At 74.1% G+C, this 25,915-nt stretch carries 22 protein-coding genes; 7 read left to right on the top strand and 15 right to left on the bottom strand.

All coding sequences use genetic code 11. The annotated features are described in order from the left end of the window. Positions 1-17 precede the first annotated feature (17 nt). Together D7M15_RS22475 and D7M15_RS22470 are read right to left on the bottom strand one after the other, a co-directional pair. Entirely contained in the window at positions 18-614 is a 597-nt protein-coding gene (locus tag D7M15_RS22475; protein ID WP_346428836.1) for a DUF4865 family protein, read from the bottom strand. 115 nt (positions 615-729) lie between these two features. Next, on the bottom strand, positions 730-1,320 hold the full coding sequence (locus tag D7M15_RS22470) for a TetR/AcrR family transcriptional regulator (protein ID WP_121519146.1): 591 nt from the start codon (positions 1,318-1,320) through the stop codon (positions 730-732). Positions 1,321-1,497: 177 nt separating this feature from the next. On the opposite strand from D7M15_RS22470, the gene D7M15_RS28600 reads away from it, so the two are divergent. Together D7M15_RS28600 and D7M15_RS22460 are read left to right on the top strand one after the other, a co-directional pair. Then, positions 1,498-2,280, top strand: coding sequence for a hypothetical protein (locus tag D7M15_RS28600; protein WP_165906173.1), 783 nt, complete (start codon positions 1,498-1,500; stop codon positions 2,278-2,280). Positions 2,281-2,300: 20 nt separating this feature from the next. Continuing rightward, a complete protein-coding gene (locus D7M15_RS22460; protein WP_121519144.1) occupies positions 2,301-3,065 on the top strand; it encodes a DUF4239 domain-containing protein in 765 nt (254 codons plus the stop codon). Between the two features lie 88 nt (positions 3,066-3,153). On the opposite strand, the gene D7M15_RS22455 is transcribed toward D7M15_RS22460, so the two are convergent. Further along, the gene (locus D7M15_RS22455; protein ID WP_121519143.1) at positions 3,154-4,614 is read right to left on the bottom strand and encodes an aldehyde dehydrogenase family protein; all 1,461 of its coding nucleotides are present in this window, start codon (positions 4,612-4,614) and stop codon (positions 3,154-3,156) included. 278 nt (positions 4,615-4,892) lie between these two features. Between D7M15_RS22455 and D7M15_RS22450 the strand changes: the two genes are divergently transcribed. After that, positions 4,893-6,239 carry a M14 family metallopeptidase gene (locus D7M15_RS22450; protein WP_121519142.1) on the top strand — a complete coding sequence of 449 codons (1,347 nt, stop codon included), beginning with the start codon at positions 4,893-4,895 and terminating at the stop codon, positions 6,237-6,239. A gap of 54 nt (positions 6,240-6,293) precedes the next feature. Here the strand turns inward: D7M15_RS22450 and D7M15_RS22445 are convergent, their stop codons facing one another. The 3 genes from D7M15_RS22445 to D7M15_RS22435 form a co-directional block, all read right to left on the bottom strand. Beyond that, positions 6,294-6,743, bottom strand: coding sequence for an SgcJ/EcaC family oxidoreductase (locus tag D7M15_RS22445; protein WP_121519141.1), 450 nt, complete (start codon positions 6,741-6,743; stop codon positions 6,294-6,296). A gap of 335 nt (positions 6,744-7,078) precedes the next feature. Then, positions 7,079-8,866 (bottom strand): PucR family transcriptional regulator, encoded by a 1,788-nt coding sequence (locus D7M15_RS22440; RefSeq protein ID WP_121519140.1) that lies wholly within the window; start codon positions 8,864-8,866, stop codon positions 7,079-7,081. Positions 8,867-8,925: 59 nt separating this feature from the next. After that, positions 8,926-11,262, bottom strand: a complete 2,337-nt coding sequence (locus D7M15_RS22435) for an ATP-binding protein (RefSeq protein ID WP_121519139.1) — start codon at positions 11,260-11,262, stop codon at positions 8,926-8,928. Positions 11,263-11,635: 373 nt separating this feature from the next. Here D7M15_RS22435 and gabT point away from each other — a divergent pair, with 373 nt between their 5' ends. Both gabT and D7M15_RS22425 read left to right on the top strand, forming a co-directional pair. After that, positions 11,636-12,985 carry a 4-aminobutyrate--2-oxoglutarate transaminase gene (gabT, locus tag D7M15_RS22430; protein WP_121521237.1) on the top strand — a complete coding sequence of 450 codons (1,350 nt, stop codon included), beginning with the start codon at positions 11,636-11,638 and terminating at the stop codon, positions 12,983-12,985. Positions 12,986-13,295: 310 nt separating this feature from the next. Further along, the gene (locus D7M15_RS22425; RefSeq protein WP_240649427.1) at positions 13,296-13,979 is read left to right on the top strand and encodes a phosphatase PAP2 family protein; all 684 of its coding nucleotides are present in this window, start codon (positions 13,296-13,298) and stop codon (positions 13,977-13,979) included. Between the two features lie 4 nt (positions 13,980-13,983). Here the strand turns inward: D7M15_RS22425 and D7M15_RS22420 are convergent, their stop codons facing one another. The 7 genes from D7M15_RS22420 to D7M15_RS22390 form a co-directional block, all read right to left on the bottom strand. Next, positions 13,984-14,436, bottom strand: coding sequence for a hypothetical protein (locus D7M15_RS22420; protein WP_121519137.1), 453 nt, complete (start codon positions 14,434-14,436; stop codon positions 13,984-13,986). Between the two features lie 134 nt (positions 14,437-14,570). Further along, positions 14,571-16,001 (bottom strand): FAD-dependent oxidoreductase, encoded by a 1,431-nt coding sequence (locus D7M15_RS22415; protein ID WP_121519136.1) that lies wholly within the window; start codon positions 15,999-16,001, stop codon positions 14,571-14,573. Continuing rightward, a complete protein-coding gene (locus D7M15_RS22410) occupies positions 15,998-16,879 on the bottom strand; it encodes an ABC transporter permease (RefSeq protein WP_121519135.1) in 882 nt (293 codons plus the stop codon). The genes D7M15_RS22415 and D7M15_RS22410 overlap by 4 nt, the downstream gene beginning before the upstream one ends. Further along, entirely contained in the window at positions 16,879-17,820 is a 942-nt protein-coding gene (locus D7M15_RS22405; RefSeq protein WP_121519134.1) for an ABC transporter permease, read from the bottom strand. The genes D7M15_RS22410 and D7M15_RS22405 overlap by 1 nt, the downstream gene beginning before the upstream one ends. Then, a complete protein-coding gene (locus D7M15_RS22400) occupies positions 17,817-18,944 on the bottom strand; it encodes an ABC transporter ATP-binding protein (protein ID WP_121519133.1) in 1,128 nt (375 codons plus the stop codon). Before D7M15_RS22400 ends, D7M15_RS22405 begins: the two co-directional genes overlap by 4 nt. A 20-nt stretch (positions 18,945-18,964) precedes the next feature. After that, complete coding sequence (locus D7M15_RS22395) at positions 18,965-20,206, bottom strand: spermidine/putrescine ABC transporter substrate-binding protein (protein ID WP_121519132.1); 1,242 nt, start codon at positions 20,204-20,206, stop codon at positions 18,965-18,967. Continuing rightward, positions 20,206-21,798: a gamma-aminobutyraldehyde dehydrogenase gene (locus D7M15_RS22390; protein ID WP_121519131.1), complete on the bottom strand. Its 1,593-nt coding sequence runs from the start codon at positions 21,796-21,798 to the stop codon at positions 20,206-20,208. The genes D7M15_RS22395 and D7M15_RS22390 overlap by 1 nt, the downstream gene beginning before the upstream one ends. Positions 21,799-22,112: 314 nt before the next feature. Between D7M15_RS22390 and D7M15_RS22385 the strand changes: the two genes are divergently transcribed. Beyond that, positions 22,113-23,141 carry an adenosine deaminase gene (locus D7M15_RS22385; RefSeq protein ID WP_206337509.1) on the top strand — a complete coding sequence of 343 codons (1,029 nt, stop codon included), beginning with the start codon at positions 22,113-22,115 and terminating at the stop codon, positions 23,139-23,141. Continuing rightward, on the top strand, positions 23,129-23,863 hold the full coding sequence (locus D7M15_RS22380; protein ID WP_240649426.1) for a glycerophosphodiester phosphodiesterase: 735 nt from the start codon (positions 23,129-23,131) through the stop codon (positions 23,861-23,863). Before D7M15_RS22385 ends, D7M15_RS22380 begins: the two co-directional genes overlap by 13 nt. 54 nt (positions 23,864-23,917) lie before the next feature. Here D7M15_RS22380 and D7M15_RS22375 read toward each other — a convergent pair whose 3' ends face one another. Both D7M15_RS22375 and D7M15_RS22370 read right to left on the bottom strand, forming a co-directional pair. After that, positions 23,918-24,271, bottom strand: coding sequence for a zinc-ribbon domain-containing protein (locus D7M15_RS22375; RefSeq protein ID WP_121519130.1), 354 nt, complete (start codon positions 24,269-24,271; stop codon positions 23,918-23,920). Positions 24,272-24,424: 153 nt separating this feature from the next. Further along, positions 24,425-25,873: a gamma-aminobutyraldehyde dehydrogenase gene (locus D7M15_RS22370; RefSeq protein ID WP_121519129.1), complete on the bottom strand. Its 1,449-nt coding sequence runs from the start codon at positions 25,871-25,873 to the stop codon at positions 24,425-24,427. Positions 25,874-25,915: the final 42 nt, after the last annotated feature.

Below are 25,915 nucleotides of genomic sequence, written 5' to 3'. Positions count from 1 at the left end.
GTGGTCCGTGCGGACGGTCAGCCGGGCGGGCCCGGGGTGCCCTCGGACAGGCGCAGCACGGTGTAGCGCTCTGTGGGCGCGTCCGGTGCCCCGTACGGGCGGTCCTCGTCGGCGTCGGGTGCGGGCGGGCCCGAGCGCAGGACGAAGCGGACCAGCTCCCAGCGGTACGGGTCGAGCCCCAGCGCGGCCGTGTGCACACCGTCCGCGCGCGCGGTGCGCCGCAGCGCCTCCGTCGCCTCGGTGAGCTGCGGGTCCAGCGGGGTGTCCGGACGCAGCGTCCGTACGGTCCGTTCGGCGCGGTTCGGGGGCTCCGCGCGCGCGGAGCCGTGTTCGCGCGCGACGGTGTGCCAGTGGCGCACGGAGGGACGGCCGAAATCACCGCTGAGGGCGTCGAATCCGGGGCCGCGGAGGAAGCCGGTCAGGGCGGCGGGGTCGTCCCACAGGTAGAAGGGCGCGTACTCGTTGACGGGGGAGCCGTCCCGGCCGCGCTCCCGCACCGCGTACGCCTTCAGGCCGAGGCCGGGGGCGCCGTCGAGGAGGTGGCCGCGGGTGGCGACGCGGTCGCGGATGACGCCCATGTCGTAGTCGGCGGGCAGGGTGATCTCGTACTGCATGGCGTGCACGGGCACGGCCCTCCTGGGGGTTGTCGGGTCGGCGGCGTCGTCCGCGCCGTGGGCCGCGGCGGGTCGCGCCGGACGGTCCCTGGTGCGCGGCGCGGTCGGCGGGGAGCTACGGACGGGGCGCGGTGGCGGACGCGCGGAGCAGCGCGAGCAGCCCCTCCACCGCCTGCCGGAACGGGGCGGGGTCGGCGGCGGAGCGGGCGAGCACGTAGCCGCCCTGTACGACGGCGACGACCGCCGCCGCCGTGTCGCGGGCGTCGAGCGCGGCGGTGAACTCCCCACCGGCACGCCCCTCCTCCAGCACCTCGGCGAGGCGTCCGCGCAGCCACCCGAAGGTCTCCTCCAGCGGACGCCGCAGCTCCGGGTCCGCGGCGACGTCCGGGTCCTGTGCCAGCCCGCCGAGTCGGCAGCCGCGCAACACGTCGCGCTCGCGCAGGAGATACGCCTCGACCCGCTCCACCGCGCCTCCCCCACCGCCCAGATCGGCCTCGGCGGTGGCGCGCAGCTCCTCGGCGGTGCGGCGGATGGCCGTACGGGCCAGGTCGTGCTTGCCGTGGAAGTGGTGGTACATGCTGCCCTGTCCGGCGCCGGAGCGGCGTTGCAGGGCCTTGGGGCTGGTGCCCACGTAGCCGCGCTCCCAGAGGAGTTCCTGGGCGGCCTCGACGAGCTTCTCGGAGGTGCTCACGAGCGCATCGTACATACTGGTAGGTACAGAGGGCGAGAGGTCGGACGAACGCCGGAACGGACCGGAACGAGACCCTCCGCGCCGACGGCGGGCGTCAGCCAACCATGCCTCGTGGCGGGGAAGTTCAGCACTTCGGGCGACAAACGGACGGTTTCCCGCGGAGTGCCGCCCGCGCTTCCGCATTCTCTGCTTGTGACGACACGACTCCGCCGCAGGCAGGCCGCCGCCGCGGGCCTCGCCGTGCTCGCCGCCGTATCCGCCCCGGTGGCGGCCGCCGCCGTGCCGCGCCCGCCGGGGCCCGGTGCCGACGTACGGGTCGACCCCGTCGACGGGGTACGGGTCGCGGCGCGCGCCGGGGACGCGCGCGCCGTGGTGATCGTGCGCCCGGGCCACCACGGGTGCGGCGGCGTCGTGGAGGTGCGCGCCGGGCTGCGCGGCCTGCGGACGCACGTCGTGCTGCACGGGCCGCCGTGCCCGCGACCGCCGCACACCCCCACGCCCACACCGACCCCGACCCCCACGCCGAGCCCGACACCGACGCCGAGCCCGACACCGACGCCAACCCCCACGCCACCGGAGCCGACCACCACCCCGGCTCCCACCCCGCCCGCACCCTCCACACCGGCACCGGACCCGCCGCCACCGCCCCGCGCGGAGCCGCCCGCCCCGGCGCCTCCCGCCGCCCGCACGCCCGCCACCCAGCCCGTACGGCGCACCACCGGGCCCGCGCCCGCTCCCCCGCGCCCGCCGGAGAGGTCCGCGCGACCCGCGCCGGGCCCGACCCGTGCACCGGACCCGGCGCCGTCGCCCGTCGTCGCGCACGCGGTGGCGCCCCGTACGGACCCGCCCGCCGGGATGTCGATGATCACGCGGACGCTGCTCATCGTCGCCCCGGCCGTACTCGCCGCCGCCGCGCTGCGCCCCCGCGGCCGCAGCGGTGGTCCCCCGTCGTCCTCTTCGCAGCCGTCCCGCTGAGGGACCCCCAGGAGTCCGTGATGCCACAGTGGCTGATCCTCGCCCTCTGCACGCTGGTCGCGTGCGGCCTCGTCGTCGGCGTCGTCTTCCTCCGCCAGCGGCGGGTGGGGGACGACGACGACCCGTCCGAGACACCGGACGTCATCGAGTACATGACGATGATGATCGGCGTGGTGTACGCCATCGTGCTGGGCCTGGCCATCGCGGGCGTGTGGGAGTCGCGGAACGCCGCCGACGAGGTCGTCCAGCGGGAGGCCCTGGCGCTGCACGAGGTCAGCAGCCGGGTGGAGGTCTATCCGGCCGAGGAGCGCGAACGTATCCGCCGGGACGTCACGGACTACGTCCGGTACGCGGTGCGGGACGAGTGGCCCGAGATGCTCGACACCGGCGAACTGACCGACGAGGGCGACCGGTTGCTGGAGCGGCTGCGCCGGGACGCGATGGCCGTGGAGCCGGACGACCCGCGCGCGGTGCAGTCGTACCAGGGCGTCGTCGACCAGGTGGCGGCGGCGGACGCCGCGCGGACCGAGCGCGCCGGGCAGGCGGGGCCGACGCTGCCGACGGTGGTGTGGTTCGGGCTCATCGCGGGCGGGGCGCTGACCGTGGGGATGGTCTTCACGCTCCAGATCCAGCGTTCGCGCCGGGAGGTGATGCTCGCGGGGCTGTTCAGCGCGCTCGTCGTCTTCCTGATCTTCCTGGTGTGGCACTTCGACGCGCCCTTCGCGCGCGGCCTGGAGGAACCGACGGGGGCGTACACCTCGCTCTTCCCGGACGCGGGCAGCTGACCGGCGCCGGAAGCGCCGGAGGCGGACGCGCCGGGGGCGGGGAGCCGCGTGCGCTCCCCGCCCCCGTGCCGTACGCCGTCGGCGGCGGTCAGAGGTCGAGGCCGGTGAGCACCATGACCCGCTCGTAGGTGTAGTCCTCCATCGCGAACTGCACGCCCTCGCGCCCGACTCCGGACTGCTTGGCGCCGCCGTACGGCATCTGGTCCGCGCGGTACGACGGCACGTCACCGACGATCACGCCGCCCACCTCCAGCGCCCGCTGCGCGCGGAACGCCGCCTGGACGTCGTGCGTGAACACCCCCGCCTGGAGGCCGAACGGCGAGTCGTTCGCCGCCGCGTACGCCGCCTCCTCGCCGTCCACGCGGGTCAGCGACATGACCGGCCCGAAGACCTCGTCGCAGCCGATCCTCGTGTCGGCCGGTACGTCCTCCAGCACCGTCGGCGCGTACGTGGCGCCGTCCCGCGTACCGCCCGTGAGCACCTTCGCGCCCGCGGCCACCGCCTCCTCGACCCACGCCTCGACGCGCTTGGCCGCGTCCTCGCTGACCAGCGGGCCGACGTCGGTGGCCGGGTCGGCGGGGTCGCCGGTGCGCAGCGCCTCCACGTCGCGTACGACGCGCGGCACGAGACGGTCGTACAGCGAGGCGTCCGCGATGACGCGCTGCACGGAGATGCAGGACTGGCCGCCCTGGTAGTTGGAGAAGGTGGCGATGCGCTGCGCCGCCCAGTCGAGGTCGGCCTCGGAGGAGTAGTCGCCGAGGACGATCGCCGCGCCGTTGCCGCCCAGCTCCAGCGTGACGCGCTTGCGCGGCGCCGAGTCGAGGATGGACCAGCCCACGGGCGCGGAGCCGGTGAAGGAGACGACGGGCAGCCGCTCGTCCGCGACGAGGTCCGGCATCCGGTCGTTCGGCACCGGCAGCACCGACCAGGAGCCCTCGGGCAGTTCCGTCTCGGCCAGCAGCTCACCGAGGAGCAGGGCGGAGAGCGGGGTGGCGGGCGCGGGCTTGAGCAGGATGGGGGTGCCGACGGCGATGGCCGGGGCGACCTTGTGCGCGCACAGGTTGAGCGGGAAGTTGAACGGCGCGATGCCCAGTACGGGCCCGCGCGGGAAGCGGCGGGTGAGCGCGAGGCGGCCGACGCCGCCCGCGTCGGTGTCGAGGCGCTGCGCCTCGCCGCTGTTGAACCGGCGCGCCTCCTCGGCGGCCAGCCGGAACACCGACACGCACCGGCCGACCTCGCCGCGCGCCCACTTCATGGGCTTGCCGTTCTCGGCCGAGATCAGCGTGGCGATCTCCTCGGAGCGCTCCGTGACACGGCGGCAGACGTGGTCGAGGGCCGCGGCCCGTACGTGCGCGGGGGTCGCCGCGAACTCGTCGGCGACCGCCGCGGCGGCGGCCACGGCCTCCTCGACCTGGCCGTCGGTGGGGACGCTCACCGTGCCGACGAGGCGGTCGTCCCAGGGGGAGGTGACGTCGAGGGTGCCCTCGCCGGTGGCCTGCCGACCGGCGAGCCAGAACGCGTGGACGGGGGCATTCTTCGGGTGTGACACAGCGGATCCCGGCCCTTCCGAGTGGTGCGGACGTAACAGCCTGTCCGTCCACCGTAGGGGTCGGGCGGGGGAAGGGTGATTGTCCGACGCGGCACAGTCCGTACGGAGGGCGCACCTGTTTGTCGGTAAGCGGCGGGTGCCCGGTGCCGGGCGGCCGGTACGGGGCCCGCGCCGGACCCCGTCCTTCTTGACCAGCGCATGCCACGCAGCGAGGATGCGCGCGCAACAGCAGCACGACGACCCCCCCACCCGTCGCACTGGACACCCCAGGAGTCGCGATGAGAACACGCACACGCCGTACCAGGCGGAACGCCGCCGCGGCCGTACTGCTGGCCCTCGCGCTGGCCGCCCCCGTGGCCGCGCAGGCCGCCGAGTCACCGTCCGACGCCGAGGCGCGGCCGCGCGCGCGGGAGGCCGCGCAGCAGCCGAAGCAGTACGAGGTCGCCGGTGTCGAGACCCGCGGCCAGCGCACCGACGTGGCCGCCGCGGGCGCCTCCGTCGACGCCGTACGCGCCCACTCGGTGGTCATCACCGCCGACGCCGCGCAGGCCCGCGCCGTACGCGCCCTCGGGCACGAACTGACGCCGCTGGCGGGCCCGCCCACGCGGACGGAGGCCGGTCCGGAGCCGAAGGACTTCCCGTCGGACGACTCGGACTACCACACGTACGACGAGGCGAACGCGGCCATCGACGCGTACGTCGAGAAGTACCCGGAGATCATGAGCAAGGAGGTCATCGGCACCTCACACGAGGGGCGCGACATCGTCGCCGTGAAGATCAGCGACAACGTCGCCGAGGACGAGGACGAGCCGGAGGTCCTCTTCACCCACCACCAGCACGCGCGCGAGCACCTGACCGTCGAGATGGCGCTCTACACGATGGGCGAGCTGGGCGGGAAGTACGGCAGCGAGGACCGCGTCACGAAGATGGTCGACGAGCGCGAGCTGTGGATCGTGCCGGACGCCAACCCGGACGGCGGCGAGTACGACATCGCCACCGGCGAGTACCGGATGTGGCGCAAGAACCGGCAGCCCGACTCCGGCTCGTCGGAGATCGGCACCGACATCAACCGCAACTGGCCGTACAAGTGGGGCTGCTGCGGCGGTTCCAGCGACAGCCCGGCCAGCGAGGTGTACCGCGGCCCGTCCGCGGGGTCCTCGCCCGAGGTGCAGGTCCTGATGGACTTCGCCCGGAGCCGGGTCGTGGACGGCGAGCAGCAGATCAGCGCGCACATCGACTTCCACACGTACAGCGAACTGGTGCTGTGGCCGTACGGCTACACCGACGACGACACCGCGGAGGGGCTGACGCGGGACGACGCGGACGCGTTCGCGGCGGTCGGGAAGGCGATGGCGGACAGCAACGGGTACACGCCGCAGCAGTCCAGCGACCTGTACGTGACGGACGGTTCCGTCAACGACTGGATGTGGGCGGACCAGGGGATCTTCTCGTACACCTTCGAGATGTACCCCGGGTCCGACAGCGACGAGGGCTTCTACCCGCCCGACGAGGTCATCGGTGAGCAGACGGCGCGCAACAAGGACGCCGTGCTGCTGCTGATGGAGAACGCCGACTGCATGTACCGCTCCATCGGCAAGGAGGCGGAGTACTGCGACGCGGGGTGACCCGCTCCGACCGCACCGTGGCGGCGTCCCGGCCGGGGCGCCCCCACGGTGCGGTCACTCCCAGCGGAGCGCGCCGTCCGCACCGCGCCGATACGCGCGCGTGCACTCGGAGTTGAGTACCTTCATCGGCCGCCACCCGTCCCACTCGCGGGCGATCAGGAGCAGGCTCCCCTCCCTGCGCGGCACGTGGTCACCGGCAGGCGTGACGTGCTCGGCGATGTACCAGGTGGCGTCGATCGCGCCGACGCCGTCCGCGATGCCGCACCCGCGCACCCCGGTGCAGGTCAGGGTGGCGGACGCGAACAGCTGGGCGAAGAGGGCGCGGTGCCCGTCCGCGACCTCCGTACGGCCGCGCTGCGTCTCCCCCTTGACGGTGGTGAACTCCACGTCCTCGGTGAAGACGCGGGCGAACGCGTCGGCGTCCTTGGCGTTCCAGGCGTCGAAGAAGCTGCGGGCGACGGCTTCGTACGGTGCTTCGACTCCGACTGACGAGATGCTGGTCATGGATTCCCCCCATGAGTTGTCGGACGGCCCGCGGGGACCCGGGCCGGGGGCCGGTTGCGGGCAGGCGTCCCCTGCCTGCTCCTGACGCGGTCGGCCGCCGGGCGCGGGGCGGATGCCCTCACCGGGCGCGGAGCGCGGGGCGCCGCGGGCGGCCCGCCCACCGCGCGCGCCCGGCACCGCGGGTCCGCAGGACACCGCGGTGCGCGCGGGAGCCGCACTGCTGCGTTTCACGCTACAGGTGCCCGGCCACGGCGGCTCCCGGCGGGCGCGTACGAGGTGGGCCGTACTCGGTGGCGCGTACGAGGCGGCGGGCGGGCGGCGGGCGGGCGGTGGCCTCAGCCGGTGGCCTTGAGGGCCAGCCACAGCTCCATCCGCACGTCCGGATCGTCGAGCGAACGCCCGAGGATCTCCTCGACCCGGCGCATGCGGTAGCGGAGGGTGTGCCGGTGCACGCCCAGGTCGGCCGCCGCCGCGTCCCACTGGCCGTGCCGGGACAGCCAGGCCCGGAGCGAGGCGACGAGGTCGCCCCGGCCGTGCGCGTCGTGCTCGTGCAGCTTCCGCAGCAGGCCGTCCGCGAAGGCGCGTACGGCGTCGTCCGCGAGCAGCGGCAGTACGGAACCGGCGGCCACGTCCTCGTGCTCCACCAGCACCGCGCCACGTCTCCTCGCCACGGACAGCGCCTGCGACGCCTGCTTGAACGCGACAGCGGTGGCCGGGAGTCCGGCGGGCGCCGACACCCCGATGACCGGCCCGTCGTCGTGGCGCGCCCCCGGGTCCGTACGGGCGCCGGGCTCGCCCTCGTCGACGGTGGCGTCCGCGGCGAACCGCACGCAGGCCGCGACGGCCGCTCCCCCGTCGGTGGCGAGCACGACGAGGCGCTCGCCGTCGGGGACGACGAGCACGGCCTCGCCGTTGCGCGCGGCGGCCGTCTCCACCGCGTCGGCGAGGTCGTCGAGCTGCCCGGCGGCGGGCGGGCGCGCGTCGACGGCGACGGGCGCGACGTGCCGGGAGCCGGGTGCGAAGGACGGGCCGGGGCCCTCGACGGGAACGCCGGACGGGGTGATCGTGGCGCCCGCGCCGGGCCCGGGACCGGCTCCCGGCCCGGTGCCCGCGACGGCGTCCGCGTACGTGCCGCCGCCCGACGCCACCGCGCGTTGGCGGGCGGCGGCGCCCGCGGCGGGCTCGGCCACGACGACGCGCATCGGGGCGTCCAGCAGACCGCCGTACAACCGGCCCGCGACGGCGCGCGCGTGGTTGACCTCGCCGGACAGCAGCATGCGCAACACGGCGGCGCCGAGGCGCTGTTCGGCCTCCTGGAGAGCGCGGGAGCGTTCCATGGTGAGGGTCAGCAGGGCGACGGCGGAGTGCACCGCGTACCGCTCGGCGGTGCCGAGGCGGGCGGCGGTGCCCACGGCCAGTACGGCCTTCGCGCGGCGCCCGGTGCCGACCGACTGGAGCTCCACCCGGTCGTCGCCCGCCTGCGACTCGCTGACGACGGCGCTGGCGGGCGCGGGCCGGTCCCGGAGGCGTTCCGCCTCGTCGGTGAAGCGGGCCGCGCGGCGGGCGGCCCACGCGGGGGCGGTGGCGACGACGGCGCCGGACGCGTCGTACAGCGCGGCCCAGCCCTTCACATGGCCGGACAGCCGGGCGAGCAGCGCCGCGGGGCCCTCCTGCGAGAGCGCGGCCGTGGTCATGTCTCGCTGCGCGTCGAAGCCCGCGGTCACCGCCTGGTACTGCTCGGCGGCGATGGCGGCGGACACGACCTTGCTGATCGCGATGAACGGCGTGCGCCGGGGCACCTCCAGCAGCGGCAGCCCCACCTCGCGCGCGGCCTTCACCAGTGCCTCGGGTACGTGCTCGTGGTGCACCCCGGCGGCGAAGGCGAGGCCGACGACGCCGCGGTCGGCGAGCAGCCGCACGTAGTCGTGCATCGCCTCGTGGTCGTCGGTGTCCATCTTCAGCGCGGTGATCATGATCAGTTCCCCGCCGTCCAGATACGGCGTGGGATCAGCCAGCTCGCTGGCGTGCGCCCAGTGCACGGGCGTGTCCAGACGCTCCTGCCCGGCGAGCACGGACAGCCGGAGGGAGGAGTGCTGGACGAGGCTGGCAAGAGTCGGTGGCATAACGTCCTCACCGTACAGGCGGACTCCGCAATTCGGTCATCGAGTACGTACGGACCGGCTCACTCCCCGAGCCTGGCCAGCACCGGCGGCGTACGCTCCCCGCGCACGGTCGTCAGCGACACGACCGCGTGCCCCGGCGGCAGCTCGTTGGCCAGGTCGGACGCCGACCAGCGTTCCCGCTGCACGGTCCGTACGGTCACCGACTCCGCCGTCACGTGCTTGCCGGTCGCCAACCGGCGCACGCCGTGCACGAGCCGGGTGAACGGCTCGTCCGACACCAGCTGACGGTTGGTCACGTCCCGGGTCTGCACCCACTCCGTGCCCCACGCCTCGGCGAAGTGCTCGGCGTCCCACGGCGTCACGCCCGCGCACACCATGCGGCAGCCGACCGCCCCCAGCAGCGGCGCGCGCAGCGGCGCGGGCACCTCGTCGAGCGCCCGCAGCGTGAGCAGCACGCCCGCGTGGCCGGAACGGAGCCGCTGGAGGCTGCGCAGCGACTGCGGCGTGATCGCCTGCGCGGCGTCGTCCAGCACGAGGCAGGCGAACAGCGACTGGTCGGCGCGGGCCACGGCGCACTCCGCGAACTGCGCCAGCAGCAGCCGTACGAAGATCCGCGACGCCTCCGCGTGGCCCCGTTCCGGGAGGTCGACGCGGACCCGCAGCGGGTGCTCCAGCGCGCGCAGCGAGAACGGGCGGTGCGGGGTGGGCCCCTGGGCTGCGCCTGGTGCGGCGTTCCCGGAGGCGGGATCGGCGGGCGGCGGGGCCGCCGCGGGCGCGAAGAAGTCCGCGAAGGCGGGCCGGTCGAGCAGCGCGATCCGGTCCGCGAGGAGCGCGCCGGTGTCGCCGGGGCGGCCCGACTGCCGCTCGTACGCGTCGAGTTCGCGCACCTGCGCGCGGTGCCCGCCGTCCTCCAGAGCCGCCCGGAGCGCGCCCAGCGCGTGCCCCGCGCCGTCCAGCAGCTCGCGCAGCTCCGGCACGGCGGGGAACCGCCCGTGCACCGTACGGAACGGGCCGATCAGCTGCGCCAGCGCCGTCGCCGCCCGACGGCTGTCACCGCCGGGCAGGGTCTCGGTGAGGTCCCCGACCAGCGCCTCCGCGAGCATGCCCGCCGCCTCGTCGGGGTCGTCCGTACCGCCGTAGAGGTCCAGGTCGTACACGGAGTCCGGGCTGCCGAGCCGGACGACCGCGTCGAACGCGTCGTCGGGCGCCAGCCGCGCCCCGGAGGCGGTCACGGCCACCACGGCCGCCTGGCGGGTCAGCGCCTGGAGGCAGAGCGACTCGACGACGGGCCGCACCAGGCGCGTGGTCTTGCCGGAACCGGGCGGGCCGACGGCCAGCGCCGACGTGCCGAGCAGGGACGGTTCGAGGGCGATGCCCGCACCGCGGTACTCCTGCGGGTTGCGGGCGTGGTCGGCGGCCGTACCGATCCGCACCTGGCGCACGCTCAGGTCGTGCCGCGCCGCGCGGGTCGGCAGGTCGCGGTCGCCGGACGGGTGGACGCGGGCGGCGGAGCCGTCCCGCAGGACCTCCGTGACGAACCCGCGCAGCCGGTCCGTACGCCCGCGCGCTGACTGCCACGCGCGCTCGATACGCGCGTGGTCCACGTCGCCCATGGCCCCGCCGCGCACCTCGCCCGCCAGCCGCTCGGCGGCCTCGGGGGCGCCGCCGAGGCGCAGTTGGGGCCACTCCGCCGGGTCGGCCTCGGGCGCCGGGGCGTGCCGGGGCGCGGCGACGGGCGTACGGCGGCGGGCGGCGGCGCGCTGCCGCCGCACGCGGGCGACGACGCGGCGCCACACCTCGTCCCAGTGGCCGACGCGGCTGAAGACCGCCGCGATCACGAGGAGGACCAGCACGTAGTAGACATTTGTGGCGTCCGAGTAGAGACCGATGTCGTCACCGGTGCGCCACGACTCCGGGGTGAGTGCGAGCAGCGGCCACATCCAGTACTTGCCGAGATAGTTGTTGTAGAGCAGCGACCAGACCAGCCAGCCCATCAGGAACGACACGAGCGCGCCGCTGATCAGCTGCCGCGCGGGGGTGCGTTCCGGGTCCACGGGGGGCAGCGGCTCGTAGCCGCAGCGCCAGATGCCGGGCTCGGCCTCGGGGCGGGGGATGCGCAGCCAGTCCGCCAACGGCGGCCCGGTGACGGGCGCTTCGGTCGGCAGCGGCGGCGGTGTCCCCGGCGGGAGCGGCGCGGTGGACGGTACGGCGGGGGTGGTGGGCGGCAGCGGCGGTGGGCCCGCCGCGGGGGGCGCGGACGGCGGGGGTCCCGCCTGCCGCGGCACCCCGGCGCCGTTCCGCCCCGGTTCCGGCTGCGGCGGCCCGCCCTGGTCCGCGGCGCCGTGGCCGTGTCCCGCGCCCGTCCCGTGTCCACGACGCGGTGAGCCCATGTCCATCGAGTGCCTCTACCCCTGATCAGCCCGCGAGTGTCAGTGCCTGCTCACCCAATCTAGCCGTCAGCCGGGCGAGTTGCGCCGCTCCGGGGCGGTACGCGGTACGGACCGGCCACTCGCGTACGTCCGCCGGTACGCGTCCCTCCGCACGCCCGTACACGCCCCTCCGCACGTCGCCCCCTCCCTCCGCAACGCCCGTACGCGTCCCTCCGCACGTTCTCCGCCCTCCGCGCGCGCGGAGGGCGCCCTATGTCCGCCGCGGCCAACACGACACGGCCACTGCTCCGCGACGGTGCATGTCTCGCCCCCTCGGCTGCCCCTAGCCTGCGGGAGGACGAGCACACCACTTCCTCCTGAGGAGACCGCTATGACCACGATGACCGATGTGCCCGCCGGCTCGGAGCTCCCGCAGGAGCGCCGCGTCGTCACCGCCGTCCCCGGCCCGAAGTCGGAGTCGCTGATGGCCCGCAAGCGGGCCGCGGTGGCGGACGGCATCGGCACCGTGATGCCCGTGTTCGCCGCGCGCGCGGGCGGCGGGGTGCTGGAGGACGTGGACGGCAACTCGTTCATCGACTTCGGCTCCGGCATCGCCGTCACCTCGGTCGGCAACAGCGCGGAGGCCGTCGTACGGCGGGCGACGGCGCAGCTCCAGGCGTTCACGCACACGTGCGTGATGGTGACGCCGTACGAGCCGTACGTGGAGGTGTGCGAGCGGCTCGCCGAGCTGACCCCGGGCGACCACGCGAAGAAGTCCGCGCTGTTCAACTCGGGCGCGGAGGCGGTGGAGAACGCGGTCAAGATCGCCCGTACGTACACGAAGCGGCAGGCCGTCGTCGTCTTCGACCACGGCTACCACGGCCGTACGAACCTCACCATGGCGCTCACCTCGAAGAACATGCCGTACAAGCACGGCTTCGGGCCGTTCGCGCCCGAGGTGTACCGGGTGCCGGTGGCCTACCCGTACCGCTGGCTGACCGGGCCCGAGAACTGCGCCGAGGAGGCCGCGGCGCAGGCCGTCGACCAGATCGCCAAGCAGGTCGGGGCGGAGAACGTGGCCGCCATCGTGATCGAACCGCTCCTCGGCGAGGGCGGTTTCATCGAGCCCGCGAAGGGCTTCCTGCCGCGGATCGCGGAGTTCGCGCGGGAGAACGGGATCGTGTTCGTCGCGGACGAGATCCAGTCCGGTTTCTGTCGTACGGGACAGTGGTTCGCGTGTGAGGACGAGGGCATCGTGCCGGACCTGATCACCACCGCGAAGGGCATCGCGGGCGGGCTGCCGCTGGCGGCCGTCACGGGCCGCGCGGAAATCATGGACGCGGCGCACTCCGGCGGCCTCGGCGGCACGTACGGCGGCAACCCGGTGGCGTGCGCCGCCGCGCTCGGCGCGATCGAGACGATGCGGGAGCTGGACCTGCCCGCCCGCGCGCGGCAGATCGAGGAGGTCATGAAGCCGCGGCTGCGCAAGCTCGCGGAGCAGCACCCCGTGATCGGTGACGTGCGCGGACGCGGCGCGATGCTCGCGATCGAGCTGGTGAAGCCGGGCACGAAGGACCCGGACCCGGCGGCCACGGCCGCGCTGGCGAAGGCGTGCCACCAGCAGGGCCTGCTGGTGCTCACCACCGGCACGTACGGCAACGTGATGCGCTTCCTGCCGCCGCTCGTGATCGGTGAGGACCTGCTCAACGAGGGTCTGGACGTCCTGGAGAGCGCCCTCTCGGAGCTCTGACGGCGCGCGGCGGGGGCGCGCGCCACCTCCGTCGCACCGCCCGCCGCCACCCCGCGCGGGGCACCGTGAAGAATCTGTGGGAGCACCATGCCGGGTCCGTGTCCTGCCTGTCCGGGCCGGATTCCCTGACGTACGGTTCCAGCAGATGAAAGCCGAACCCCTTCTTCCCCAGAACGGGTCCGGACGTGCCCTCGCGCACATTCCTCACAGATCGGATGGCTGCCCGCCCCATACCCCCCGGGGCGAGCGGCGATCTGGTCCCCACGGCCGTCTCGGCGCTCTCCCCCCTGCTCCGAGGCGGCCGTTTCCTGTGCGCGTCCCGGCGCACGCGGCCGCCGTCACGGCGCTCGCCGCCCTCTTCGCGCTCCTCACCTGGCAGGTCGCCGTCGACGGCCCGTTGCTGCGCGCCGACACCGCCCTCCGCGACGCGGCCGCGCGGGCGGCGCCCGGCGGCGGCGCGGTGAGCGGTGCGGCGCAGGTCTGCGCCGACCTGGGCGGGGCGCTCGTCGCGCTGCCGGTGCTGGCGTTCGGCGCGTGCCTCCTCGGCGTGCGGCGTCGTACGCCCGTCCCGGCCGTGCTCGCCGCGCTGTCGGCGCTCGCCGTGCCCGCGCTGGTGCTGCCGCTGAAGGAGGTGTGCGCGCGCGTCGGGCCGGACGGCGCGCCCCTCGGGGAGTACGCCGGTTACTACCCGTCCGGCCACACCGCGACCGCCGCCCTGGCCTACGGCACGCTCGCGCTGCTGTACGTACGGCGCGGCCCGCGCGCCGCCCCCTCCTCCCCCGCGCCCCGCTCCCGCTCCGGGTACGCCGTCGCGGCCGCCGTCGTCGTCAACCTGTGCGTCGGCGCCGGGCTGGTGCTGCGCGGCTACCACTGGGCGACGGACGTGGTGGCGAGTTGGGCCCTGGCCGGTCTGGTGCTGTACGCGCTGGCGGCGCTCGGCGACCGGCTGGGCGCCCGGCGGGAACAGGCCGGGGAACGGGCCGGGGAACGGTAGCGGCTCACCCCCGGGCGATCCGTACGGCCGCCTCGTGCATCGCCGTCTCCAGCACGTCCGGGTCGGTGAGGGTGCCGGTCCCGTCGGGCGGGATCAGCCAGCGCACGCCTCCCGTCGTACGCCCCGGGTACGGCGCGACGATCCAGGTGCCGCGGCCCGCGCCGCGTACGCCCGTGCCCAGCCAGCGCGTGGTGGTGCCCGGCGGTACGAAGAAGCCCGTACGGGCGTCGCCGAAGTCCGCGAGCACGGGGCCGGGCCGGGGGACGCGGCAGGTGAGGATGTCGAGCGTCGGGTAGCCGAGGGCGCCGGTGAGGATCAGGACGTCCCAGCGGCGGCCCGCGGGCAGGAGTGCCACGCCGAGCGGGTTGCGTTCCCATTCGCTGCGGCAGGCCGCCGGGTCGGGGGCGACCGACGCCAGCCATTCGACCGGGTCGGGTACGTCCGCGGTGCCGTCCATGGTGCGCGCCTCTCTGCTGTGGTGCTCCGTCACCTGTGCAGAGGCGCGCGCGGGCGAATCCTTACACCACTTCGCGGGAGGAATTTCCGGCGGCGCCCGTACGCGCCCGGCCCGCCCGCGGCGGCGGCCCGCCGTCAGCTGTCGAATCCGAGCCCCGTCCGGTCCAGCGCCCGCAGCCAGAGGTTCCGCCGCCCGGTCTCGTCCGCGCGGCGCATCGCCCACTGGGTGAGGCCGACGCCCGCCGCGCGCACCGGTTCGGGCGGGAACGGCAACGGCTTCTCGCGCACCATGCGCAGTTCGGTGCGTTCCGTACGGGCGCCGTCCAGCAGGTCGAGGACGACCTCCGCGCCGAAGCGGGTGGCGCCGACGCCGAGCCCGGTGAAGCCCACCGCGTAGCCGACGCGCCCCTCGTGGGCGGTGCCGAAGAACGGCGAGAAGCGTGAGCAGGTGTCGATGACGCCACCCCAGCGGTGGGTGAAGCGGACGTCCGCGAGCTGCGGGAACGTCTCGAAGAAGTGCCGGGCGAGCCGTTCGAAGGTCTCCGGTCGCTGGTCGTACGCGTGCCGGATGCGGCTGCCGTAGTGGTACACCACGTCGTAGCCGCCCCAGAGGACGCGGTCGTCGGCGGTGAGGCGGAAGTAGTGGAAGTGGTTCGCGTTGTCGCTGAGTCCCTGACGGCCGCGCCAGCCGAGGGCGGCGCGCTGGTCGGCGCTGAGCGGTTCGGTCATCAGCGCGTAGTCGTAGACGGGTACGAGGTACGGGCGCAGGCGGCGTACGAGCGACGGGAACGCGTTGGTGCCCAGCGCCACCTGGCGGGCGCGGACACTGCCGCGCGGCGTGCGGACGGTGACCGCCGGGCCGCCCGCCCCGGCGCCCGGGTCGGTGTGCAGGGAGAGCGCGGGGGTGCGTTCGTGGACGCGGACGCCCGCCTCGCGGCAGGCGCGCAGCAGTCCCCAGGCGAGGCGGGCCGGGTGCAGCATGGCCACGCCGTCGCGGTCGAGGACCCCGGCGAGGAAGGCGGGCGAGTCGACCTCGGCGCGTACGGCGTCCCGGTCGAGGAACGTGAGCCCGCCCAGACCGGCAGCCTCCGCGTCCGCGACGGCGTCGCGCAGCTCCGCGACGTGGTGCGGCCTGGTGGCGAGGACGATCTCGCCGGTGCGCTCGAAGTCGCAGTCGATGCCGTGCCGTTCGACGGTGGCGCCGATCGCGTCCAGGTTGCGGGCGCCCAGCTCCTCCAGCCGCGCGATCTCCTCCGGCCAGCGGGCTAGCCCGTTGGCGAGGCCGTGCGTGAGGGAGGCGGCGCAGAAGCCGCCGTTGCGGCCTGAGGCGGCCCAGGCGACCTGCCTGCCCTCGACGAGGACGACGTCCCGGTCGGGGTCGCGTTCCTTGGCGAGGAGCGCGGTCCACAGGCCGCTGTACCCGCCGCCGACGACCAGCAGGTCGCACCGTTCGTCGCCGTCCAGGGCGGGCAGCGGGGCGGGGCGGCGGTCCGGTTCGTCCAGCCAGTACGGGACGGGGCTCGCGCCGTGGAGCGCACGGGCCACCGCGGCCGCGGGCGCGGTCATCGGCTCCTCCTGCGGTGGTTGGCGGTGACCTGGCCGACCAGGACGATCGCCACGGCGAGCACGAACATGGCCGTGCCGATCACGTTGACCTGGACGGGTGTGCCGCGTTGGGCGGCGCCCCAGACGAACATCGGGAACGTCACCGTGGACGGGCCCGCGTTGAACTGCGTGATGATGAAGTCGTCGAAGGAGAGCGCGAAGCTCAGCAGCGCGCCCGCCGCGATGCCCGGCGCGGCCAGCGGGAGCGTCACCCGCAGGAAGGTCTGGACGGGCCCGGCGTAGAGGTCGCGGGCGGCCTCCTCCAGGCGCGGGTCCATGCTCATCACGCGGGCCTTGACGGCGACGATGACGAAGCTGAGGCAGAACATGACGTGCGCGATGAGGATGGTCGTGAAGCCGAACGCCACCCGCATGTTGAGGAAGAGCGTGCCCAGCGAGGCGGCCATGACGACCTCCGGCATGGCCATCGGCAGGAAGATCAACGCGTTCGCGGTGCCCTTCGCCCGGAAGCGGTAGCGGGCCAGCGCGAACGCGGCGAGCGTGCCGAGGACGGTCGCGCCGAGGGTGGCGAGCACGGCGATGCGCAGGCTCAGGGACAGCGAGCCGCACATGTCGGCGACGCCGCACGGGTCGGTCCAGGCGTCGGTGGAGAACGTCCGCCACTCGTAGTTGAAGCGCCCGGCGGGCTTGTTGAACGAGAAGACGAGCACGACCAGGTTGGGCACCAGCAGGTACGCGAGGGCGAGCGTGCCCGCGACGACGACGGCGTGCCGCCGCAGCAGCCGTACGGGCGCCAGCAGCGGATGCGGCCGCCGCGCGCGGGGGACGGCGGAAGGGGTGCGCGGGGGTGGCGGGACGGTGTCGGAGGGAGGGGCCATCAGACGAGTTCCTCCGTTCCGGCGCGGCGCATGTAGACCGTCACGGCGACGAGGATGAGCGCCATGAGGACGAACGACATGGCGGCGGCCGTCGGGTAGTCGAGGACGTTGAGGAACTGCTTCTGGATGGCGTTGCCGACCATCTGCGTGTTCGGGGAGCCGAGCAGTTGCGCGTTGATGTAGTCGCCGGACGCGGGGATGAAGGTCAGCAGGGTGCCCGCGACGACGCCCGGCAGCGACAGCGGGAACGTCACCTTGCGGAAGGTGGTGGCGGGTGTCGCGTACAGGTCGCGGGCGGCCTCGTGCAGGGACGGGTCGATGCGTTCGAGGGAGCCGTACAGCGGCAGGATCATGAACGGCAGGAAGTTGTACGTCAGTCCGCAGACCACCGCCAGCGGCGTGGCCAGCACCCGGTCGTCGCTGGTGAGTCCGAGCCGGCTGGTGACGTCGAGGACGTGCAGCACGTCGAGCGCGCCGACGACGGGGCCGCCGTCGGACAGGATCGTCTTCCAGGCGAGGGTGCGGATGAGGAAGCTGGTGAAGAACGGGGCGATCACCATCACCAGCAGCACGTTCCGCCAGCGTCCGGCCCGGAAGGCGATCATGTACGCGAGCGGGTAGCCGATCAGCAGGCAGAGGGCGGTGGCCGCGGCGGCGTAGCCGAAGGAGCGCAGGAAGTGCTCGCCGTACCGTTCGAGGACCTCGCCGTACGTGGCGAAGTGCCAGGTGACGCGGTAGCCCTCCTCCAGGGAGCCGGTCTGCACGGAGGTCGACGCCTGGTAGACGAGCGGCGCCACGAAGAACACCGCGAGCCAGAGCGCGGCGGGCAGCAGCAGCCAGTACGGCGTGAGGCGGCGCCGGGGACGGCGCCCGGGGGGCCGCTCCGCGCCGGGGGTGCCCGGTGGCGCGGCGGGGGCGCCGGGGGTGACGACGGCCGTCATGTCGCGTCCTCCCCCGTGCCCGCGTCGGCGTCCTGCGCGGCGTCCAGACCGAAGGTGTGCGCGGGGTCCCAGTGCAGGACGACGTCCGCGCCGGGTACGAGCCGGGGGTCGGGGTCGGTGTTCTGCCGGTAGACGGCGAAGGCGGGGCAGGCCGGGGTGTCGACCAGGTACTGGGTGGAGACGCCCAGGTAGCTGGCGTCCCTGATGCGCCCGTCGAGCCGGTTGCGCCCGGCGGCGACGCCGTCGGCGTCGGCGCCGTGGGTGACGGTGATCTTCTCCGGCCGTACGCCGACGAGGAGTTGCCCGCCGGGGTCGGTCGCGACGCCGTTGCCGCGGGCGGCGGGCAGCCGCAGCGGGGAGCCGGACGCGTCGAGGCGCAGCTCGTCGGCGTCGGCGGCGGTGACGCGGGCGGTGAGGAGGTTGGAGGTGCCGAGGAAGTTCGCGACGAAGGCGGTGCGCGGGTTCTCGTACAGCTCGGCGGGGGCGGCCAGTTGCTCGACGCGCCCGCCGCGCATCACGGCGACCGTGTCGGCCATCGTCATGGCCTCCTCCTGGTCGTGCGTGACGTGCACGAAGGTGATGCCGATCTCCGTCTGGATGCGCTTCAGTTCGAGCTGCATCTGCCGCCGCAGTTTCAGGTCCAGCGCGCCCAGCGGCTCGTCGAGGAGCAGCACCCGCGGCTGGTTGATCAGCGCGCGGGCCAGCGCGACGCGCTGCTGCTGCCCGCCGGAGAGCTGCCGCGGGCGGCGTCGCGCCATGCCGCCCAGCTCGACCAGCTCCAGCATCTCGTCGACCTGCTTGCGTACGGACCTGATGCCGCGCCGCCGCAGCCCGAACGCGACGTTGTCGTGCACGTCGAGGTGCGGGAACAGCGCGTAGTTCTGGAAGACGGTGTTCACCGGGCGGCGGTGCGGGGGCAGCGCGGTGATGTCGTCGTCACCGAGGAGGACGCTGCCCGCGGTGGGCTCCTCCAGTCCGGCGATCATGCGGAGGGTCGTGGTCTTGCCGCAGCCGGAGGCACCGAGGAGGGCGAAGAACGAGCCCTCGGGGATGGTGAGGTCCAGCGGGTGGACGGCGGTGAAGTCGCCGAACTCCTTGGCGAGTCCGGAGAGCCTGATCGTCATGGGTGGGTGCCTCCGTCCCGTCACGCGCCGATGAGGTCGGCGAACCGGCCCTCGTAGCGCTCCTCTTCGCGTTCCGTGAGCTGCCGGAAGGGATGGCCCTTGGCGATCATCTCGGCGTCGGGGAAGATCAGCGGGTTCGCCGCGACGTCCTTGTCGATGCGCTCCATCTCGGCCTTGGCGCCGGTGACGGGGCAGATGTAGTTGACCCAGGCGGCGAGTTCCGCGGCCGTCCTCGGCTGGTAGTAGTGGTCGATGAGCGCCTCGGCGTTGGCCCGGTGCCGGGCCCTGGCGGGGACGAGGAGGTCGTCGGTGCCGAAGAGGTAGCCGCTGTCGGGCAGCACGTACTCGACGTCGGGGTCGTCGATGCTCAGCTGCACGATGTCCCCGGCCCAGGCCATGCACGCGGCGATGTCGCCCTTGCTGAGGCCGTCGACGTAGTCGTTGCCGGTGAAGCTGCGGATCTGGTTGCGGTCGACGGCCTTCTGGATACGGGAGACGGCCTTGTCGTAGTCGTCGTCCGTGAACGAGGCGGAGTCCGCGCCGGAGTCGAGGAGCGTCAGGCCCATCGTGTCGTGCATCTCGGTGAGCAGCGAGACGCGGCCCTTCAGCGCGGGGTCCTCCAGCAGCTGCGTGACGCTGGTGACCTCCTTCCCGCCGGTGGCCTTCCGGTTGTACGCGATCACGGCGGCGGTGCCCGCCCACGGGTAGCTGAACTGCCGCCCCGGGTCGTGCGCCGCCGTACGGAAGCGGTCCTCCAGGTTGGTCACGGCGTGCGGCATGTGCGCGGGGTCGAGGCGCTGGGCCCAGCCGTGCCGGATGAGGCGGCCCGCCATCCAGTCGGTGAGGCAGACCAGGTCGCGTCCGGTGTCCTGGCCGGCGGCGAGCTGCGGCTTGATCTTGCTGTAGAACTCGTTGTTGTCGTTGACGTCCTCGATGTACTTCACCTTGACGCCGCTGTCGCGCTCGAACGCCCGCAGCGAGGGCCGGTCGTCCTCGTCGTCGTCGGCCACGTCGACGTAGAGCGGCCAGTTGGAGAAGGTCAGTTCCCTCTCCTTCGCCGAGTGGTCCTTGCTGCGGTGCGAGCCGCCCTCGTCGCCGGTGGAGGCGGCGGGCGGGATGCCGCAGGCGGCGAGGGCCGCGCCGCCCGCGGCGAGGCCGCCGGTGCGCAGCAGGGCGCGTCGGCTCATCGCGGACCGGCCGCGGGACATGCTGCGCCGCCAGGCCGCGCGTACGGCGGGCGGCATCGCGTCGTACGGCTCCATCAGCGGCCTCCGGTCCGGTCGTCGGGCGCGGCGGGCAGCCGGAACACCGTGCGGTGCCAGTCCTTCCGCGGTTCCCCGGTGATGTCCGACATGACGTGCTTGACCTGCGTGTACTCGTCGAAGGAGTACGCCGACATGTCCTTGCCGTAGCCCGACGCGCGGTAGCCGCCGTGCGGCATCTCGCTGACGATCGGGATGTGGTCGTTGACCCACACGCAGCCCGCCGCGATCGCGCGGGAGGCCCGTGCCGTACGGAAGACGTCGCGGCTCCACACGGAGGCGGCGAGCCCGTACGGGGTGTCGTTCGCGAGCGCGAGGCCCTCGTCGTCGGTGTCGAACGGCAGCACCGTCAGCACCGGCCCGAAGACCTCGCCCCGCACGATCTCGCTGTCCTGCGGCGCGTCGGTAACCAGCGTCGGCAGGTAGTACGCGCCGGGGGCGAGCGGTCCGCCGGGCGCTTCGCCGCCGGTGACGACGGTGGCGTACGCGCGGGCCCGGTCGACGAATCCGGCGACGCGGTCGCGGTGGGCGTGGGAGACGAGCGGGCCGATGTCGGTGGCCGGGTCGGCGGGGTGGCCGACGCGTACGGCGGCCATCAGGTCGGCGACGCCGCTCACGAAGGCGTCGTACAGGGGGCGTTGGACGTACGCGCGGGTGGCGGCCGTGCAGTCCTGGCCGGTGTTGATCAGGGCGCCCGCGACGGCGCCGTGCACGGCGGCCGTCAGGTCGGCGTCGTCGAACACGAGGAACGGGGCCTTGCCGCCCAGTTCCAGGTGCACGCGCTTGACGGTCTGCGCGGCGAGGGCGGCGACGCGCTTGCCGACGGCGGTGGAGCCGGTGAACGACGTCATGGCCACGTCGGGGTGGGTCACCAGGTGCTCGCCGGTGTCCGCGCCGGTGCCGGTCACGATGTTCACGACGCCGTCCGGGAGGCCCGCGGTGTGCGCCGCCCGCGCGAACATCAGCGAGGTGGCGGGCGTCAGTTCGGACGGCTTGAGGACGATGGTGTTGCCCGCGGCGATGGCCGGGAGAATCTTCCAGCAGGCCATCTGGAGCGGGTAGTTCCAGGGGGCGACGGAGCCGATGACGCCGAGCGGTTCGCGGCGGACGTACGACGTGTGGTCCGCGCTGTACTCGGCGGCGGCGACCCCGTCGAGGCGGCGGGCGGCGCCCGCGAAGAACGCCACGTTGTCGAGCGAGCCGGGGACGTCGAACTCCTCGGTGAGCCGCGTCGGCTTCCCGCACTGGACCGACTCGGCCCGCGCGAGGTCCGCGGCCTCGCCGTCGAGGACGGCCCTCAGCCGGTGCATCGCGTCGGAGCGTTCGCCCGGCGTGGCCCCGGCCCACTCGGGCAGCGCGCGCCGCGCGGCCGCGACGGCGGCGTCCACGTCGTCCGTACCGGCGAGCGCGTACTCCCCCGCCGTCCCGCCCGTCGCCGGGTCGACCAGGGTGTGCCGCCGCCCGGAGCCGCCGTGGTGCTGCCTGCCGCCGACGTACTGCGCGCCGTCCGCGAGCGGGGCGAGGGACGCGTACGGGCCTCCCGGGTCGTACGGCGCGACCGGGGCGGGCGCGTCGGAGCGCTGGTCGGTCATCGGGCCTCCTGCCCCCGCTGCGGCGCGGACTGTACCGGTGGTGGCTGCCGATCCTGACAGGCTGCACACGGTTGAACAAGTGATTCCGTCGTTTGAGTTTGAGCAGGCGACGGAATCTGTGCCGCGACCCATCCCGGCCGCCAGCAGGCGGAAACGTCCCCGCAACGCGCCGTCCGCGCCGGTCGCACCGCCACCACCCGGACCGTACGACCGCCGCTCCTGCGGCCCGGTCCACCCCTCGGCCGCGACACGGCACCCGATTACGATGATCGCGACCCATCGAACCGGAGGCCCCGTTGTCCGAGTTGCCCGAGCTGCCCGACCTCACCACCTTCATCGCGGGGCTCCCCAAGGCCGAACTCCACGTCCACCACGTGGGTTCCGCGTCCCCCCGCATCGTCGCCGAACTGGCCTCCCGGCACCCCGACTCCCCCGTGCCCAAGGACCCGGACGCGCTCCGGGACTTCTTCACGTTCCGGGACTTCGCGCACTTCATCGAGTTGTACCTGTCGGTCGTCGACCTGATCCGCGACGCCTCCGACATACGCCTCCTCACGTACGAGGTCGCCCGGGACATGGCCCGGCAGAACATCCGCTACGCCGAGCTGACCGTGACCCCCTTCAGCTCCGTGCGCCGGGGCATCCCCGACGCCGCCTTCATCGAGGCCATCGAGGACGCGCGCCGGGCCGCCGAGAAGGAGCTGGGGGTGGTGCTGCGCTGGTCGTTCGACATCCCGGGCGAGGCGGGTCTGGAGGCGGCCGAGGAGACCGTACGTATCGCCACGGACAGCTCGCTCGGCGCGGACGGGCTCGTCTCGTTCGGCCTCGGGGGGCCGGAGATCGGCGTGCCGAGGCCGCAGTTCAAGCCGTACTTCGACCGCGCCCTCGCGGCCGGGCTGCACAGCGTGCCGCACGCGGGCGAGACGACCGGCCCGCAGACCGTGTGGGACGCGCTGACCGACCTGCGCGCCGAGCGCGTCGGCCACGGCACCAGCGCCGCGGAGGACCCGGCGCTGCTGGCGCACCTCGCGGAGCGCGGCATCCCGCTGGAGGTGTGCCCCACGTCGAACGTCGCGACGCGCGCCGTCGAGTCGCTGGAGGCGCACCCGTTGCGGCGGTTGGTCGAGGCGGGCGTACAGGTGTCGATCAACAGCGACGACCCGCCGATGTTCGGCACCGACCTCAACACCGAGTACGCCGTCGCCGCGCAGCTGCTCGACCTGGACGAGACCGGCGTGGCCGACCTCGCGCGGAACGCCGTCCGCATGTCGTTCCTCGACGCGCCCGCCAAGGGCGCGCTGTGCGACGAGATCGACGCGTACGTGGCCGCGTGGCAGCGGTGAGCGCGCCGGAGGGAGCGGGTACGGCGCGTGTCACGGCGGTGGCGCACCGCGGCGCACCGTACGTCGCGCGGGAGAACACCCTGCCGTCGTTCGCCGCCGCCGTCGCCGCGGGCGCCGACGCCGTCGAACTGGACGTGCGGCTCACCCGCGACGGCGTGCCCGTCGTGGTGCACGACCGCACCCTGGAACGGCTCTGGGAGCGCCCGGAGGAGGTCGGCGCCCTCACCGCGGACCGGCTGCGTGAGCTGACCGGCGGGGAGGTGCCGACGCTGGCGGAGGCGCTGGCGGCGACGGCCGCCGTGCGGACGCTCGTCGACCTGCCGGACCCGGCCGCGGCGTCCACCGCCGTGCGGGCGGCGCGCGAGGCGGGCGCGGCGGACCGGGTGTACTACTGCGGCGGGCCCGTCGCGATGCGCGGCGTACGGGCGGCCGACGGGGACGCGGAGATCGCGCTGACCTGGTCGCGTACGGCGCCGCCCCGCGCGACGCTGCTGGCGGACGTACGCCCGCGGTGGCTCAACTTCCGCTTCACACTGCTCACCCCGGAGCTGGTCGACCGCGCGCGGGCCGACGGCTACCGCGTCTCGGCCTGGACCCCGGACACCGGCCGGAACATGCGCGCGCTGGTCGCGATGGGCGTGGAGTCCGTCACGACCAACCGCGTGGACGCCCTCTGCCGCGTGCTGCGCCGCACCCCGCCGGGGCCGGCCCGTACGCGCTGAGCGGCACGTACGCACGGGGCGCGGACGGCGTACGGGGCCGGGCGCCCGCGCGGCTCAGGACTGGTACGGGTTCTGGCCGTACGGGCCGCCCGGCTGCTGCGGCTGACCGGCGAACGGGTTGCCGCCGCCCTGCTGCTGGGGCGCGCCCGTACCCGGCTGCGGGCCCTGGCCGCCCGCCTGCGCGAGCAGCTGCTCGGCGTTCTCCTTGCTGATCTCGCTCTCCGCGCCGCAGAAGGTGCACTGGAGCCGGTACTTCGCGGGCGCGACCGGGAAGAGGGGGACGAAGAACAGCGAGAACTTCCGGACGAGCTTGCGCAGGCCGTGCGCGGACGGGTTGCCGCAGTAGCCGCACAGCAGGTTGAGCATGGCCAACTGGACCAGCTTGGACGACATACCGAAGATGATCACGACGGTGCCTCTCGGGGAGCGGAGGGGGCGGAACGGGAACGGGCGGGGCCCCCGACAAGGGAACCACCGCCCGCACACCGTGCGTCAAGCCCGGAAGGTCACAACTCCGAACCACTCCGAACGAACCCCTCGGACCGGCCCGTACGCCACCCGCTACAGCGCCGTCATCACGTGCTTCACCCGGGTGTAGTCGTCGAAGCCGTACGCCGACAGGTCCTTGCCGTAGCCGGACTTCTTGAAGCCGCCGTGCGGCATCTCCGCGACCAGCGGGATGTGCGTGTTGATCCACACGCAGCCGAAGTCCAGCACCTTGGACATCCGCATCGCGCGCGCGTGGTCCGTGGTCCACACCGAGGACGCCAGCGCGTACTCCACGTCGTTCGCCCAGGTCACCGCCTCCTCCTCGGAGGAGAACGACTGGACGGTGATGACGGGTCCGAAGACCTCGTTCTGGATGATCTCGTCGTCCTGACGGAGGCCGGAGACGACGGTCGGGGCGTAGAAGTAGCCCTTGTCCCCGACCCGTTCACCGCCCGCCTCGACCTTCGCGTGGGCGGGCAGCCGGTCGACGAACCCGGCGACCTTCGCGAGGTGGTCGGCGTTGTTCAGCGGACCGTAGAAGCAGTCCTCGTCCGTCGGGTCGCCGGTCTTCACCTCGGCCGCGGCCTTGGCGAGCGCGGTGACGAAGTCGTCGTGCACCGACTCGTGCACCAGCACGCGGGTGGCGGCGGTGCAGTCCTGGCCCGCGTTGAAGAAGCCGCCGTCGCGGATGCCCTCGACGGCCGCCGGGATGTCGGCGTCCTCGAAGACCACGCAGGGCGCCTTGCCGCCCAGCTCCAGGTGCACCCGCTTGAGGTCCTTGGCCGCGCTGCCCGCGACCTCGGTGCCCGCGCGGACGGAGCCGGTGATGGAGGCCATGGCGGGCACGTCGTGCTCGACCATCAGGCGGCCGGTGTCGCGGTCGCCGCAGACGATGTTGAACACCCCGGCGGGCAGCTCCAGTTCGGCGAGCACACCGCCGATCACCTCGGCCAGCAGGACGGTCGACGCGGGCGTGGTGTCGGACGGCTTCAGCACCACGGCGTTGCCCGCGGCGAGGGCCGGGGCGAACTTCCACACGGCCATCATCATCGGGTAGTTCCACGGCGCGACCTGCGCGCAGACGCCGACCGGCTCCCGGCGTACGAACGAGGTGAGCCCGTCCATGTACTCGCCCGCGGACTTGCCCTCCAGCATCCGCGCGGCGCCCGCGAAGAAGCGGATCTGGTCGAGCATCATCGGCAGCTCCTCCTGCCGGGTCAGCTCCAGGGGCTTGCCCGTGTTCTCGCACTCGGCGGCGAGCAGCTCGTCCTGCCGCGCCTCCAGCACGTCCGCGATCTTCAGGATCACGCGCTGGCGGGTGGCGGGCGTCGCGTCCCGCCAGACGGGGAACGCCTTCGCGGCGGCGGCCATGGCGGCGTCGACGTCCGCGGCCCCGGAGAGCGGCGCGGTCGCGTACGCCTCGCCGGTCACCGGGTCGACCACCTCGGTCGTCCGGCCGTCCGCGGCATCCCGGAACTCCCCGTCGATGTAGTTGCGCAGTCGACGCAGCTCGGCGGTCACTTCGCACCCCTCCTGTCCGCTGTCCATTGGGTGAGACGACCA

Source organism: Streptomyces sp. Z26, assembly GCF_003665095.1.
GTDB classification, from domain to species: Bacteria; Actinomycetota; Actinomycetes; order Streptomycetales; family Streptomycetaceae; genus Streptomyces; species Streptomyces phytohabitans.
Note: the sequence above shows the minus strand (reverse complement) of the source record. Positions and strands in the feature narration are given on the sequence as shown.